Genomic DNA, 12,230 nt, shown 5'->3' on the forward strand with positions numbered 1-12,230 from the left:
ACGCGAATCATACGCATTTGCATTGACGTTTTCCGATGTTCCGCACTGCCCGGCCTGCATCGAGAAGACGCGCCTGCTCACCGAATCTTCTGCTGCCTCTCGATATGCCCGCCCAGTTCAAGACGAGGCCTCGCGCCCTCGTGTCGGCGCTGACCTGCTCCGTTTTCCTGACCCCGCTGCTCGCCTCCGCCGAAACGGCACCGCCCCCCGCCGCCGACCGGCCGGCCCCGTCCGCCGACGTGCAGGCGACGCTGCCGACGATCACGATCCAGTCGTCCGCGCCGTCGGACATGCAGGTGAAGCAATCGCCGTCGTACAAGTTCACCGCGCCGCTGCTCGATACGCCGCGCTCGGTCACGGTGATCCCCGAGCAACTGATCAAGGAAAAGAACGTCACGTCGTTCGCGGATGCGCTGCGCTCGGTACCGGGCATCACGTTCCTCGGCGGCGATGCGGCCGCGAACCCGTCGGCCGACCGCCCGGTGATCCGCGGCTTCGAATCGCGCAACTCGATCTTCGTCGACGGGATGCGCGACTCGGGGCTGCAGAACCGCGAAACGTTCGCGGTCGAGCAGATCAGCGTGATCAAGGGCCCCGATTCGGTCTATGCGGGCCGCGGCTCGGTGGGCGGCAGCATCGACATCGTCACGAAGACGCCGAAGAACGACGATTTCATCAACAGCAGCATCGGCTTCGGCACCGACGGCTACAAGCGCGCGACGGTCGACGCGAACCGCAAGATCAACGACACGACGGCCGTGCGCCTGAACGTAATGGGTCACGACGCGAACCAGGCCGGCCGCAACGACGTGTACAACAAGCGCTGGGGTGTCGCGCCGTCGATCGTGTTCGGGCTGAATACGCCGACCACGGTCACGATCAGCTACTACCACATGAACTCGTACGACATGCCGGACTTCAGCGTGCCGTTCCGCGCGTCGGGCGGCACGCCGGTGCCGACCGATCGCGGGCAGTTCTTCGGGTTGAACACGCGCGACTACCGCTACGGGCAGACCGACACCGCCGAAGTGCGCGTCGAGCACAAGTTCAACGACGACTGGAAGCTGAAGAACACGACGATGTTCGGCCGCTCGACGCTCGATTACGTCGCGACGAACCCGCAGATCCTCGCGTCGAACCCGAACATGCTGAGCCTGCAGGCGAAGAGCGGCAAGTACGCGCTCAACGGCTTCTCGAACCAGACCGAGGTGACCGGCAGCGCGAGCCTGTTCGGCATGAAGCACACGATGACGGCCGGCGTCGAGTTCAGCCATGAACAGGCGCGCTACGAGGGCTACCTCGTGTCGGATTCGGCCGGCCACAACATCCGCTCGGGCGGCCCGTGCTCGGTGGCCGGCAACTGCACGCCGCTCGCGGGCGGCTGGAACCCGAACATGCCGTGGACCGGCAGCATCGTGCTGAACGGCGACAAGGGCTTCCCCGGCGCGACGACGAACACGCGCACCGACACCGTGTCGGCGTACATCTTCGATACCGTGAAGCTGTCCGAGCGCTGGCAGTTCAACACGGGGCTGCGCTTCGACCGCTACGACACGACCGGCAAGCAGGCCGGCGTCGCCGACCTGTCGAACACGTCGAACCTGTTCAGCTACCAGTTCGGCCTCGTGTTCAAGCCGGTGAGCAACGTGAGCCTGTATGCGTCGTACGGCACGTCGTCGAACCCGCCGGGGTCGAACGGCGGCCTCGGCGGCGGCACCGACCAGATCACCGCGACGAACCAGGACCTCGCGCCGGAGCGCTCGCGCAACATCGAGATCGGCGCGAAGTGGGACGTACTGCGGGATCAACTGTCGCTGACGTCGGCGCTGTTCCAGACCGAGAAGACCAACGCGCGCGTGAGCGACGGCCTCGGTCACACGGTCAACGCGGGCAAGCAGCGCGTGCGCGGTTTCGAATTCGGCTTCGCGGGCAACATGACGCCGAAGTGGCACGTGTTCGGCGGCTACTCGTACCTGAACGCGATCACGACCGACGCGGGCCCCGGCAACCCGGGCGCATCGGGCCTGCCGATGGTGATGGTGCCGAAGCACAACTTCACGCTGTGGACGAGCTACGACGTGATGCCGAAGCTCACGCTCGGCGCCGGTGCGACGGTGATGAGCCAGACCTATGCATCGGTGTCCGCGACGACGAAGAAATGGACGCCCGGCTACGCGCGCTTCGACGCGGCCGCCACCTGGCGCGTGAACAAGACGATGGACGTCCAGCTGAACGTGCAGAACCTGTTCGACAAGAAGTATTACGCGAGCGCGTACCCGATCTACGCGACTTGGGCGCCGGGCCGTTCGGCGATGGTCACGCTCAACTTCTATCAGTAACGCGGCTGGCGGCGGGAGGGCATGATACGCCCCTCCTCGCCGCGCTCACCACGGCAGCGAATACGTCTTCACGTTCGTGAAGCTCTTCATCGCTTCCTGTACGCCTTCCTTGTATCCCAGCCCCGAATCCTTCACGCCGCCGAACGGCGTCAGCTCCAGCCGGTAGCCCGGCACTTCACGCACGTTCACGCTGCCGACTTCCAGCTCGGTGATGAAGCGCGTGATGTGGTCGAATCGGTTCGTGCACACCGACGACGATAGCGCATAGTCGGTGCTGTTCGACATCCGGATCGCTTCGTCGATGTCGCGGAAACGCATGATCGGCGACACGGGCCCGAACGTCTCGTATTTCACGAGCGGCATGTCGGGCGTCACGCGATCGATCACCGTCGGCGAATACAGCGCGCCGTCGCGCACGTTGCCGACCAGCAGCCGCGCCCCGCGCGCGATCGCGTCGTTCACCTGCCGCTCGCAGAACTTCGCGGCCGCTTCGTCGATCACCGTGCCCATGTCCACCGACGGATCGGCCGGATTGCCGTACGACCACGCACGCGTTTTTTCGACGACCAGCCCGGTGAAGCGATCGGCCACCGACTCGTGCACGAGCATCCGCTTGATCGCGGTGCAGCGCTGCCCCGAGTTCCTGTACGAACCCGACACCGCGAGCGTGCTCGCTTCGTCGAGATCGGCGTCTTCCATCACGATGATCGGATCGTTGCCGCCGAGTTCGAGCACCGCGCGCCGGTAGCCCATCCGCGCCGCGATCGACTTGCCGATCGATACGCCGCCCGTGAACGTGATGAGGTCGATCGCCGGGTTCGTGATCAGTTCGTCGGCGATCTCCTTCGGGTCGCCGGTGAGCACCTGCAGCATCTGCGGCGGCAGGCCCGCTTCGTACAGGATGTCCGCGAACAGGCAGCACGACAGCGGCACCTTCTCGGAAGGCTTCACGACGATCCGGTTGTTGGTCGCGATCGACGGCACGATCTTGTGCGCGACCTGGTTCATCGGGTGGTTGAACGGCGTGATCGCCGAAATCACGCCGAGCAGCGGGTCGCGCTGCGTGTACACGCGGCGCTTCTTGCCGTGCGGGGTCAGGTCGCACGAGAAGATCTGCCCGTCGTCCTTCAGCACTTCGCCGGCGCCGAACGTCAGCACGTCGGCCACACGCCCCGCCTCGTATGTCGAATCCTTGATGCACAGCCCGGCCTCGGCGGTGATCAGCGCCGCGATCTCCGCCGTGCGCGCACGCACGATGTCGGCCGCGCGGCGCAGGATCGCCGCGCGATCGTGGCGCGTGAGCGCCGGCCGGTATGCGCGCGCGGCCGCGAACGCGCGCCGCACGTCGTCGAGCGTCGCCTTCGGCACGGTGCCGACCAGCGCGCCGTCGTACGGGTTGCGCACTTCGATCACCGCGTCGCGCCACACGCGCTGCCCGTCGATGCGCAACGCTTCGTGCCGCACGCCGGATGCGGGAATCGGCTTCAGGACCGTGCTCATGTCGTCTCCGTCGTCGTGATGCGTGATCGTGGCCACGCTACCGGGTGCCGCGGCGCGCCCTACCGCACCACGACCAGCCCTTCGTATTCGAGGCAGCGGCACAACGTCGCCCATGCCGGCGAATCGGGCCACTCACGCGCGCCGGTGTCGATGCGGATCGGCCGTCCGAATTCGCGCGATGCACACGCCAGCAGCGTGTGCGCGATGCCGCTGCGTCGATAGGCGGGTTCCACGTACAGCCGCACAAGCGACGGCGATCGCGCGTCACCGCCGCCGTCGTCGATGCCGAGTTCGCCGATCGCCTCGTCGTCGCGATACGCGACCGCCGTCGCGCGTGTGTCGTCGAACACGATGCGGATCACGCGCTCGCAGCGATCCCTGAACACGACGACGTGCATGGCCTCCTCCCTTCGCATCACGATGCGGGCGAACGCGATGCGCGCACGCCCTCCCGCGCCCGCGTACCGGGGAGTTATCCGGATCGTCCAGGGGCGACGAGTTGAGTATCGTCTTGCCACGTCGGCGCGCAGTAGTGCCAGACGACACCTTTCATTGAGTCCACATCCGCGGCGCGACGCGCGTATTCTCGCGAAACCGCGCCTCTCGCGGGCCGCGCGCACCCCAACGCGCACCGCCTCGCGTTTCCCGTACCGATCACAGGAGGAAGCATGCCGAGTCGTACCCCGACCGCCCTATGGGCCCAGCAGTTCCGGCGGTCGTCGGCGTCGAGCCTGCAGGACCAGATCCGGCGGATGCTCGTGGCCGCGATCCTCGACGGCCAGCTCGCCCCCGATGCCGCGCTGCCGTCGAGCCGCGAGCTCGCCGACCAGCTCGGCGTCGCGCGCAACACCGTCGTGCTCGCGTACCAGATGCTCGTCGAGGAGGGCTACCTGATCTCGCGCGAACGCAGCGGGCACTTCGTGAACCCGAAGATGCTCGAGGGCGTGCCTGGCTTCGCGGCGGCCAAGCCCGGCGAGAAACCGGACGGCGACGACGACACGCCGGGCCGCCCTGCGTGGGAAAAGCGCATCGCGCATCCGCCGTCGAGGCAGCGCAACATCGTGAAGCCCGCGAACTGGCAGCACTACGAATTTCCGTTCATCTACGGGCAATTCGACCAGTCGCTGTTTCCGACCAACGACTGGCGCGAATGCTGCCTGAAGGCGCTGTCGGTGATGGAGATCCGCAACTGGGCGCCCGACCTGATCGAGCGCGACGACGAATCACTGATCCAGCAGATCCGCACGCGCGTGCTGCCGCGGCGCGGCGTGTTCGCGATGCCCGACGAGATCGTCGTCACGAACGGCTGCCAGCAGGCGCTGTACCTGATCGCGGACCTGCTGTGCGGCAAGCACACGACGGTCGGCTTCGAGAATCCCGGCTATCCCGACGCGCGCAACATCTTCGAGAACCGCAACGCACGGCTGCTGCCGCTGCCTGTCGACGGCCACGGGATCGCGCCCGATGCGCTCGCCGATACGCTGGCGCGCTGCGACTACGTGTACGTGACGCCGAGCCACCAGTGCCCGACCACCGCGACGATGCCGGTCGAACGCCGCCGCGCGCTGCTCGATTGCGCGCGGCAGCACGATTTCGTGATCATCGAGGACGACTACGAGAGCGAGAACACGTTCTCCGGCACGCCGCATCCAGCATTGAAGAGCCTCGACACGGCCGATCGCGTGATCTATGTCGGCAGCCTGTCGAAGACGTTCGCGCCGGGGCTGCGGCTCGGCTACGTGGTCGGGCCGCGCGAGCTGATCCGCGAGTTGCGCGCGCTGCGGCGGCTGATGGTGCGCCATCCGGTCGCGTATATCCAGCGTGCGTTCGCGACCTTTCTCGCGCTCGGTCATCACGACGCGCTGCTGCGCCGGCTCGCGCATGCGTACAGCGAGCGCTCGCAGGCACTGATGGCCGCGCTCGATGCGCATCTGCCGGAAGCGCGTCATGTGCGTGTGACGGGCGGTGCGTCGTGCTGGGTCGAGGGGCCGCCGTGGCTCGATGCCACGCGCCTCGCGACCGACGCGCAGGCGGCCGGCATCCTCATCGAGCCGGGGAACGTGTTCTTCATGGACGATACGGGCGACGCGCGCCGCTGCTTCCGGATGGGGTTCTCCGCGATTCCGCTCGAGCGGATCGAGCCGGGCGTGCGGGCGCTGGCGCAGTGCGTGCGGGCGCAGAAGCCGGGCGCCTGACCGGATGCGGAGAGGCGTCGCGCCACTGATTGCGTGATCGCCCTCGCCCCTCGTGCACAATCACGCATCCGGAAACGATCCCGACTTTCGTTGCGCGGCAAGCATGCCGTCGGTGTCGCGCGCGTCGCTCCCGTGCGACGCGCGCAGGTGCCGATCGTAACGATCGATCGGGTTGCGCTGCCGGTCATGCAGGCTGCCTTTCATGCAACGGTCGCTTTCACGTGCGCACGCAACGTGCGCCGCCCCCGATCGGCACGTTGTTTCTCGCCTTGTCGTAGAACCCTGCATTCGCCACGCGCTCGCTGAATCCGTTGCACCCGCCGATACCGCGCCACCGCCTGCACATCGTTTCCACTCGTTTAGTAAATCTAATAAAAACATTACAAATCCGTTATTCGGATTGACAGCGAATTCATACGAATCCTAGTGTTACGACGCAACACGACAGCAACAACCCACTGCGATCCCGGGATTCGATCGTCGGGATCGTCAAGGCAAAAAGGCATCTCCGACTGGAGGGGACGATCATGAGTCGATTCACGACGCTCGCGGCGTTGCTGGCCGCGGCGTGCGCATTGAGCGGGTGCGGAGGCGGTGACGGCAGCGACGGAACGGCGGCGTCGATACTGGCCGCACATCCGGCGGAATCGTCGGCCGGTGCGGCCGACACGACCAACCTCGACGACAACCGCAGCCTGTCGTTGACGCAGTATGTCGACCCGCTGATCGGCACGCTCGCGAGCAATTCGCCGAACCCGGTGCCGGCGGGACAGGCCGGCAGCGTCGTCCCGGCCGCCGGGCTGCCGTCGGGCATGGTGCAATGGGCGCCCGACACCAACACCACGCCGGCGCCGAACGACAGCAAGGAACCGAACTCGCCGGCCGGCTATTACTACGACCTCCATTCGATCCAGGGTTTCAGCGTCACGCACATGCCGGGCGCCGGCTGCAGCGGCAACAACGGCGAATTCCCGGTCATGCCGACCACCGACGCGACGCAGCTCGTTCCGACCTTCAGTCATGCGAATGAAATGGCCCGGCCCGGCTACTACTCGGTCGCGCTCGATTCGCAGATCAAGGTGGAACTGACCGCCACCCTGCGCACCGGCTTCGGCAGGTTCACCTACCCGGCCGGCAAACCCGCACTGCTGGTACTCGACGCGACGCGCACCAATACGAAGACCTCGACCACCGGCGCGATTACGCAGGTTTCCGACAGCGCCATCTCGGGCAGCACGATCGGCGGCGGCTTCTGCGGCAACTCGGTGCCGGTACCCGTCTACTTCTATGCCGCGTTCGACCAGGCGTTCACGTCGGCGTCGATCTCGCACGGCGTGGCGCAACTCGGCTTCCGTCCCGGCCAGGCGGTCAGGATGAAGATCGGCATTTCGTACGTCAGCGCCGCCAATGCAAAGGCCAACCTCGACGCGGAAAATCGCGGCTGGGACTTCGAGGGCGTGCGCACGCAGGCAGACAGAATCTGGAACGAGCGCCTCAACGCGATCCGCGTGGCAGGCGGGACGCTGGACGCGAAGAAGAAGTTCTACACGGCGCTCTATCACGCGCTGTGGGCGCCCAGCATCTTCAGCGACGCGAACGGCCAGTACATCGGCTTCGACAATACCGTGCACCAGCTCGCCAAAGGCCAGAACGCGCAGTATTCGTCGTTCTCGGGCTGGGACATCTACCGTTCGCTGATCCAGCTCAAGTCGATCCTCGCGCCGTCCGAAACCAGCGACATGATCCAGTCGCTGGTCAACGACGCCGATCAGTGCGGCGCGATTCCGCACTGGGTCAACGACAACGTCGAGGACGGCGTGATGCCGGGCGATGCCGGTTCGCTGATCGTTTCGAGCGCCTACGCATTCGGCGCGCGGCGCTTCGATACGCGCTCCGCGCTGCAGCACATGGTGAAGATGGCGAACATCCCCGGCACCGCCTGCAACAACGTGACCACCAACGGCGGCCGCGCGAGCTACCTGCAGGGCGGCTACATCACCGGCGGCGAGTGGGGGCAGGCTTCGTCGACGCTCGAATACACGAGCAGCGACTTCGCGATCTCGCGCTTCGCCGGCGCACTCGGCGATACCGCCACGCAGCGCATGCTGCTGAGCCGCTCCGCCTACTGGCAGAACCTGCTCAATACCGCGCTGACGCCGCCGCTGATCGCGGCACGGCAATCGAACGGCGCGTGGATACCCGAAACGCCGGGCAGCGGCGACAACTACGTGGAAGGCAATGCCGAACAGTACACGTGGATGGTGCCGTACGACGCGGCCGGCCTGTTCGCGCAGCTCGGCGGCAACACGGCCGTGACGTCGCGGCTCGACCAGTTCTTCACGGTGCTCAATGCCGGCCTGAGCCTGCCGAATTTCTACATGGGCAACGAGCCGACCTTCGAGGTGCCGTGGCTTTACAACTGGGCCGCGCAACCGTCCGGCACGCAGCGCGTGGTGCAGCAGATCATGGCCAGCGCGTTCGGCACCGGCCCCGACGGCTTGCCGGGCAACGACGACCTCGGCGCCGTGTCGGGCTGGTATGTGTGGGGCGCGCTGGGCCTGTACCCGCAGATCCCCGGCGTCGCGGGCCTGGCGATCGGCAGCCCGCAGTTCCCGCAAATCGACGTGCGGCTCGGCAACGGCCACACCTGGCGGATCCGTGCAGCAGGCGCGCCGGCCTCGAGCTACGTGCAGTCACTGTCGATCAACGGTCGTGCCCACCCTGCCGCATGGGTCGCCTATGACGACATCGCCAATGGTGCGACGCTGCACTTCGCGATGGGCAGCGCACCGTCCCGATGGGGCGCCCAGGCGCAGCCGCCGTCGTTCGGCGTACCGGTGGCGCTCAACGCGGCCGACAGCTACAACAACCGCGGCTTCAGCATGGACGGTGCAACCAATACCGACGGCCAGGGCGCGGACTTCGACGGCAGCCTGTTCAGCTACTCGATCAATGCGCTCGGCGCGGCCGGCGTGCAGCCCGGCAAGCCGTTCGCGGTGGCCGGCGCCACCGTGACGGTAGCGGGCGGGCCGCTCTCGCTCGACAACACCGTGACCGTCGGCCAGACCGTGATGCTGCCGCCGGGATCGGCCGGCACCGGCGTCGTGGTGCTCGGTTCGTCCAACAACGGCCCGAGCAGCGGGATCGCGCAGCTGAATTTCGCGGACGGTTCGAGTCAGGCCGTCACATTGGCCTTCGACGACTGGACCCTGAACGGCGGCAGCGCGAGCCCACGCTCGACGGTGGCCGTCACGATGGCCTATCGCAATGCCGGCAACGGCCAGCAGGACAACGTCAAGACCTACATCTTCGCGCAGAAGATTCCGGTGCCGCCCGGCAAGGTGGTGACGAGTATCGTGCTGCCGCGGCAGGTCAGCGCCGGCAAGATGCACGTGTTCGGGATCGGCATGACGGCATCCTGATGCCCGCATGACCGGCGGGGCACATCGCGCGCGACGATGTGCCCCCCCGCCTCCTCCTGCTCGCCCGCGTCGCGGGTCCCGCCCCGATGGCGGCCGAATCCCTCGTCCGCCATTTTCCGTGCACGCCACGCTCACCGGCCTCGTTCGCCGTCGCGTCATGCGAGACGGCACGAAACCGGTTCAAGCCGTGCGTCCCGCCATGTCGGTAACGCCGTGAACGCGCGAACGTGCCCGGCATCCGCCGCTGGCCCAACCGAATCCCCCGAACTGGCGCTACCGCCAAAAACGAGCGCTCACTAACGTGTCGATACCGCGTGCCGCATGCGCGCCAGCGCCTCGCGCACCGCCCACCATTCGACAGGAGACACGTTATGTCCGACACGCTCACCGCCCCCGTCACGGCCGCCATGCTCGCGGCGTTTTCCGACGCATTCAACCGGCATGACGCGAATGCATTGATGGGCTTCATGACCGAGGACTGCGTATTCGACGCGGCCGGCGGCCCCGACATCCACGGCACGCGTTTCGTCGGCCGCGACGCCGTGCGCGCCGCGTTCGAAGCGGTGTTCAAGACCTTCCCCGACGCGCACTGGGGCCGCGGCCGCCACTACGTGACCGGCGAGCGCGGCGTGTCCGAGTGGGTGTTCACCGGCACGCACGCCGAAGGCTGGCGCGTCGAGGCCGAAGGCTGCGACCTGTTCGAATTCCGCGACGGGCTGATCGCCGTCAAGCGTGCGTTCCGCAAGGAACGGCCGAAGCAGCCGGCCTGAGCGCACCACTCGGGGCCACCGTACCCGCGCGCATTTTGAAACGAATCATTTCATTTCATTCCACATTCCCCCGCAGCAGGTGGAATGACTTGACCGGATTTTCCCGGCAAATAGCATCTGGAACAAGACGTTCCGTTAATTGAACAATCGGAGACAACCCATGAGCGAACAATCCACTTCCCTGCGTGCATCGGCCAGCGGTCCGCAGGACATGACGCCGTCCGAAGCCTTCGTCGAGACCCTCGCGGCCAACGGCGTGACCGATATGTTCGGCATCATGGGCTCCGCGTTCATGGACGCGATGGACATCTTCGCGCCCGCCGGCATCCGCCTGATCCCGGTCGTGCACGAACAGGGCGCGGGCCACATGGCCGACGGTTATGCGCGCGTGTCGGGCCGCCACGGCGTCGTGATTGGCCAGAACGGCCCCGGCATCAGCAATTGCGTGACGGCGATCGCGGCCGCGTACTGGGCACACAGCCCGGTCGTGATCGTCACGCCGGAAGCCGGCACGATGGGCATCGGCCTCGGCGGTTTCCAGGAAGCGAACCAGCTGCCGATGTTCCAGGAATTCACGAAGTACCAGGGCCACGTCACGCACCCGGCGCGGATGGCCGAATTCACCGCGCGCTGCTTCGACCGCGCGCAGGCCGAGATGGGCCCGACCCAGCTGAACATCCCGCGCGACTACTTCTACGGCAAGGTCAAGGTCGAGATTCCGCAACCGCGCCGGCTCGATCGCGGCGCCGGCGGCGAACAGAGCCTCGACGATGCGGCCGCGCTGATCGCGCAGGCGAAGTTCCCGGTGATCATCTCGGGCGGCGGCGTCGTGATGGCCGACGCGATCGAGGAATGCAAGGCGCTCGCCGAACGGCTCGGCGCACCGGTCGTCAACAGCTACCTGCACAACGACTCGTTCCCGGCGAACCATCCGCTGTGGTGCGGCCCGCTCGGCTACCAGGGCTCGAAGGCCGCGATGAAACTGCTGTCGCGCGCGGACGTCGTGATCGCGCTCGGCTCGCGCCTCGGGCCGTTCGGCACGCTGCCGCAGCACGGGATGGACTACTGGCCGAAGGACGCGAAGATCATCCAGATCGACGCGGACCACAAGATGCTCGGCCTCGTGAAGAAGATCTCGGTGGGCATCTGCGGCGATGCGAAGGCGGCGGCCATCGCGCTCACGCAACGCATCGAGGGCCGCACGCTCGCGTGCGACGGCTCGCGCGGCGATCGCGCCGACCAGATCGCGACCGAAAAGGCCGCGTGGGAAAAGGAACTCGACGACTGGACACACGAGCGCGACGCATACAGCCTCGACATGATCGAGGAGCAGAAGCACGAGAAGCCGTTCAGCGGCGGCCAGTACCTGCATCCGCGCCAGGTGCTGCGCGAGCTCGAGAAGGCGATGCCCGAGGACGTGATGGTGTCGACCGACATCGGCAACATCAACTCGGTCGCGAACAGCTACCTGCGCTTCAACAAGCCGCGCAGCTTCTTCGCGGCGATGAGCTGGGGCAACTGCGGTTATGCGTTCCCGACGATCATCGGCGCGAAGGTCGCCGCACCGCATCGCCCGGCCGTGTCGTATGCGGGCGACGGCGCGTGGGGCATGAGCCTGATGGAAACGATGACCTGCGTGCGCCACAACATCCCTGTCACGGCCGTCGTGTTCCACAACCGCCAGTGGGGCGCGGAGAAGAAGAACCAGGTCGACTTCTACAACCGCCGCTTCGTCGCGGGCGAACTCGACAACCAGAGCTTCGCGGCGATCGCGCGCGCGATGGGCGCCGAAGGGATCACGGTCGACCGCCTCGAGGACGTCGGCCCCGCGCTCAAGCGCGCGATCGACATGCAGATGAACGAAGGCAAGACCACGATCATCGAAATCATGTGCACGCGTGAACTCGGCGATCCGTTCCGCCGCGATGCGCTGTCGAAGCCGGTACGCATGCTCGACAAGTACAAGGACTACGTGTGAGCCCGCGTCGCTGACGCACCCGCTTC

Annotated in this window: 8 protein-coding genes; 5 read left to right on the top strand and 3 right to left on the bottom strand. The window is 66.7% G+C overall.

Going from position 1 to position 12,230, the window contains the following annotated elements:
- Positions 1 to 104: 104 nt before the first annotated feature.
- Complete coding sequence (locus tag E9536_RS02120) at positions 105 to 2,339, top strand: TonB-dependent receptor (RefSeq protein WP_136469192.1); 2,235 nt, start codon at positions 105 to 107, stop codon at positions 2,337 to 2,339.
- A gap of 45 nt (positions 2,340 to 2,384) precedes the next feature.
- Here E9536_RS02120 and phnY read toward each other — a convergent pair whose 3' ends face one another.
- Both phnY and E9536_RS02130 read right to left on the bottom strand, forming a co-directional pair.
- Positions 2,385 to 3,839 (bottom strand): phosphonoacetaldehyde dehydrogenase, encoded by a 1,455-nt coding sequence (gene phnY, locus E9536_RS02125; protein ID WP_136469193.1) that lies wholly within the window; start codon positions 3,837 to 3,839, stop codon positions 2,385 to 2,387.
- 59 nt (positions 3,840 to 3,898) lie between these two features.
- A complete protein-coding gene (locus tag E9536_RS02130) occupies positions 3,899 to 4,237 on the bottom strand; it encodes a GNAT family N-acetyltransferase (RefSeq protein WP_136469194.1) in 339 nt (112 codons plus the stop codon).
- Positions 4,238 to 4,507: 270 nt separating this feature from the next.
- On the opposite strand from E9536_RS02130, the gene E9536_RS02135 reads away from it, so the two are divergent.
- Entirely contained in the window at positions 4,508 to 6,034 is a 1,527-nt protein-coding gene (locus E9536_RS02135) for a PLP-dependent aminotransferase family protein (RefSeq protein ID WP_027791259.1), read from the top strand.
- 60 nt (positions 6,035 to 6,094) lie between these two features.
- Here the strand turns inward: E9536_RS02135 and E9536_RS41275 are convergent, their stop codons facing one another.
- The gene (locus E9536_RS41275; RefSeq protein ID WP_168799489.1) at positions 6,095 to 6,238 is read right to left on the bottom strand and encodes a hypothetical protein; all 144 of its coding nucleotides are present in this window, start codon (positions 6,236 to 6,238) and stop codon (positions 6,095 to 6,097) included.
- Positions 6,239 to 6,561: 323 nt separating this feature from the next.
- Here E9536_RS41275 and E9536_RS02140 point away from each other — a divergent pair, with 323 nt between their 5' ends.
- The 3 genes from E9536_RS02140 (at position 6,562) to xsc (ending at position 12,204) form a co-directional block, all read left to right on the top strand.
- Positions 6,562 to 9,456: a GH92 family glycosyl hydrolase gene (locus E9536_RS02140; protein WP_136469195.1), complete on the top strand. Its 2,895-nt coding sequence runs from the start codon at positions 6,562 to 6,564 to the stop codon at positions 9,454 to 9,456.
- Positions 9,457 to 9,827: 371 nt separating this feature from the next.
- The gene (locus E9536_RS02150) at positions 9,828 to 10,226 is read left to right on the top strand and encodes a nuclear transport factor 2 family protein (protein WP_136469197.1); all 399 of its coding nucleotides are present in this window, start codon (positions 9,828 to 9,830) and stop codon (positions 10,224 to 10,226) included.
- Positions 10,227 to 10,386: 160 nt separating this feature from the next.
- Positions 10,387 to 12,204 carry a sulfoacetaldehyde acetyltransferase gene (xsc, locus tag E9536_RS02155; RefSeq protein WP_136469198.1) on the top strand — a complete coding sequence of 606 codons (1,818 nt, stop codon included), beginning with the start codon at positions 10,387 to 10,389 and terminating at the stop codon, positions 12,202 to 12,204.
- Positions 12,205 to 12,230: the final 26 nt, after the last annotated feature.

The organism is Burkholderia sp. LS-044 (assembly GCF_004803625.1).
GTDB classification, from domain to species: Bacteria; Pseudomonadota; Gammaproteobacteria; order Burkholderiales; family Burkholderiaceae; genus Burkholderia; species Burkholderia cepacia.

Coding starts and splice junctions, on each gene's coding strand:
- E9536_RS02130 (WP_136469194.1), bottom strand. CDS start 4,237: ATGCACGTCGTCGTGTTCAGGGATCGCTGCGAGCGCGTGATCCGCATC.
- phnY (WP_136469193.1), bottom strand. CDS start 3,839: ATGAGCACGGTCCTGAAGCCGATTCCCGCATCCGGCGTGCGGCACGAA.
- E9536_RS02150 (WP_136469197.1), top strand. CDS start 9,828: ATGTCCGACACGCTCACCGCCCCCGTCACGGCCGCCATGCTCGCGGCG.
- E9536_RS41275 (WP_168799489.1), bottom strand. CDS start 6,238: ATGAAAGGCAGCCTGCATGACCGGCAGCGCAACCCGATCGATCGTTAC.
- E9536_RS02135 (WP_027791259.1), top strand. CDS start 4,508: ATGCCGAGTCGTACCCCGACCGCCCTATGGGCCCAGCAGTTCCGGCGG.
- xsc (WP_136469198.1), top strand. CDS start 10,387: ATGAGCGAACAATCCACTTCCCTGCGTGCATCGGCCAGCGGTCCGCAG.
- E9536_RS02120 (WP_136469192.1), top strand. CDS start 105: ATGCCCGCCCAGTTCAAGACGAGGCCTCGCGCCCTCGTGTCGGCGCTG.
- E9536_RS02140 (WP_136469195.1), top strand. CDS start 6,562: ATGAGTCGATTCACGACGCTCGCGGCGTTGCTGGCCGCGGCGTGCGCA.